General features: G+C 70.8%; 3 protein-coding genes and 1 pseudogene. All 4 read left to right on the forward strand.

Features of this window, described 5'->3' with window-relative positions:
* A partial coding sequence (locus tag ACFPZL_RS12500) for an acetyl-CoA carboxylase biotin carboxyl carrier protein subunit (RefSeq protein WP_382335674.1) occupies nt 1–262 on the forward strand: 262 nt, incomplete at its 5' end.
* Nucleotides 263–313: 51 nt separating this feature from the next.
* A complete protein-coding gene (locus ACFPZL_RS12505) occupies nt 314–991 on the forward strand; it encodes a GntR family transcriptional regulator (RefSeq protein WP_218115823.1) in 678 nt (225 codons plus the stop codon).
* 178 nt (nt 992–1,169) lie between these two features.
* Nucleotides 1,170–1,829 (forward strand): calcium-binding protein, encoded by a 660-nt coding sequence (locus ACFPZL_RS12510; protein WP_218115821.1) that lies wholly within the window; start codon nt 1,170–1,172, stop codon nt 1,827–1,829.
* A gap of 142 nt (nt 1,830–1,971) precedes the next feature.
* A pseudogene (locus ACFPZL_RS12515) lies at nt 1,972–2,210 on the forward strand (AMP-binding protein); the annotation flags it as partial.

Below are 2,210 nucleotides of genomic sequence, written 5' to 3' on the forward strand. Positions count from 1 at the left end.
CGCCGAGCCGGGCGCGGACGCGCGCGGTTCGGATCCGGGGGACGGGGGCGCGGTGCGCGCGCCTGCCCCCGGGATCCTGGTGAAGTGGTTGGCAGAACCGGGTGCCATCGTCGAAGCGCAGGAGCCGCTGGCGATCCTCGAGGTGATGAAGACGGAGACCTGGGTGCTCGCCCATCGGCCGGGCCGGCTGGGGGCGCACGAGCTGGAACCCGGTGCACCGGTACTCGCGGGAACTCGGCTTGCCTCCATTACGTCCGTATGAGTCGCTCCGGTGCGTGCGCGGGCGACTCCGGTGATCGGAACGGGTGAACGAATGATCCTCGAGGTATCGGCCGGCGAGACGAATGCCATGAAGCGGGCCGAGACCGCCGAGTGGGTCGCGGGGGTCCTCCGGAGCAGGATCGCGGCCGGCGAGATCCTGCCCGGGAGCAAGCTCCCCGAGGAAGAGCTCGCGGATCTCCTCGGGGTGTCCCGGAACACCCTCCGCGAGGGCTTCGCGAGTCTGCGCTCCGAGGGGATCGTCACCCGGGTGCCGAACCGGGGAGTGTTCGTGAAGCAGCCCACGGAGGCGGACGTGCGCGAGATGTATCGTGCACGGCGGATCATCGAGCCGGGCGCGCTCCTCTGGGGCACGGGCGCAACGGGTCGGCTCTCGACCTGGGTCGAGCAGGGACGGGAGGGCATCGAGCGGCGCGACGCGGCGGAGATGGCATCGGCCAATCAGGGGTTCCACCGCGCGATCGTCGCGCGAGCGGGCAGCGATCGGCTGGACGCCGAGATGGAGCGCATCCTCGTAGAGATGCGCCTGATCTTCCACGGCATGGCCTCGGACCCGACCTTCCACCAGCCGTACATCGGGTACAACGCCGAGATCGTCGCCCACCTGGAGCGCGGCGACAACGCGCTGGCGGCAGATGCGCTGATCCGCTATCTGGTGAAGGCCGAGGCGCAGCTGCTCGAATCGATGAGCGGCGACGGGCGGACCGCGTAGCAGAGGCGGCCCGGATCCGAGCCGGATCGCCCGAACCGGCGGGACTTCCCCCTGTTTAAGAGGCCTCTCATTCCTCGCTCACAGTGATCTCACTCGGCGCTGGTGGAATCGAATCATCGCGCGGTACACCGCCGGATTCAGCGGGCAACACGCCCGGACCCCACCGAATGGAGACATCATGAACAGGACCGCACTGCGCAGGATCGCCGCGACCGGATCCGCCACCGCGCTGCTCGGCGGGCTCGCGCTCGCCCTGACTCCGGCGACCGCTCAGGCCGCCGGCTACACCTGCAACGGGCATCGCGCCACGATCGTGGGAACCTACGGCAGCGATGACATCGTCGGCACCTCGGGCCGAGACGTCATCGTCGCGCTCAGCGGCAACGACGAGATCGACGGCCGCGGCGGCGACGACATCATCTGCGCGGGTTCCGGGCACGACGAGGTCGAGGGCGGCAGCGGCGACGACTGGATCCACGGCGGCGCCGGGAACGACGACATCGACGGCTACAGCGGTCGGGACTGGATCCACGGCGGCTCCGGCCGCGACGAGATCGACGGGGATTCCGGCAACGACATCCTCCGCGGCGGGACCGGCCGCGACGTGCTCGACGGCGGCCGCGGCGCGGACAAGATCCTCGGCGGCAGCGGCAACGATCACCTCGAGGGCGGTTCGGGCGACGACCGGTTGTACGGCCAGGGCGGCCGCGACCTGCTCGAGGGCGAGCGCGGCTCCGACAAGCTGAACGGCGGCTCGGGCCGGGACATCCTGGCGCAGGGCTCCGTCTCCGGCCGGGTCGAGGATCGCTGGGAGGATCTCTACGGCTACGACGACTGACGAGTAGCCCGCAGTTGTCGCAAGCACTTCGTCTCGCGGCGAACAGCTCGGTTCCGACGACCGTCTGCGCCCCCGGCAGGCGGTCGTCGTCCATCTCCGATCGCACGTGCTTCACTCCACTGCCCGCCGGTACCCTGGTGGGGTGAGTGCGCATACGGGACTGAGAGCCGTTCCCGTCGATGACCGGGCCTGGCTGCTGGCGGCGCTCGACGACGCGCTCGCGGGAGGAGCACCGGTGCTCCCGCTGCCCGCCGGCACCGATCCCGGCATCGACCCCGAGATCGCGAGGCTGCAGGCCCAACCGCTCCCCGAGGGCACCGCGCTCGTGGTGCGCACCTCCGGCTCGAGCGGCATCCCCAAGGCGGTGGCGCTCTCGGCGGC

It is taken from the genome of Leucobacter soli (genome assembly GCF_042659205.1).
In the GTDB taxonomy this organism is placed as follows: Bacteria; Actinomycetota; Actinomycetes; order Actinomycetales; family Microbacteriaceae; genus Leucobacter; species Leucobacter soli.

What these genes read in the sequence shown, in the direction of transcription:
- ACFPZL_RS12505 (WP_218115823.1), top strand. Translation starts at nt 314, where the DNA reads ATGATCCTCGAGGTATCGGCCGGCGAGACGAATGCCATGAAGCGGGCC.
- ACFPZL_RS12510 (WP_218115821.1), top strand. Translation starts at nt 1,170, where the DNA reads ATGAACAGGACCGCACTGCGCAGGATCGCCGCGACCGGATCCGCCACC.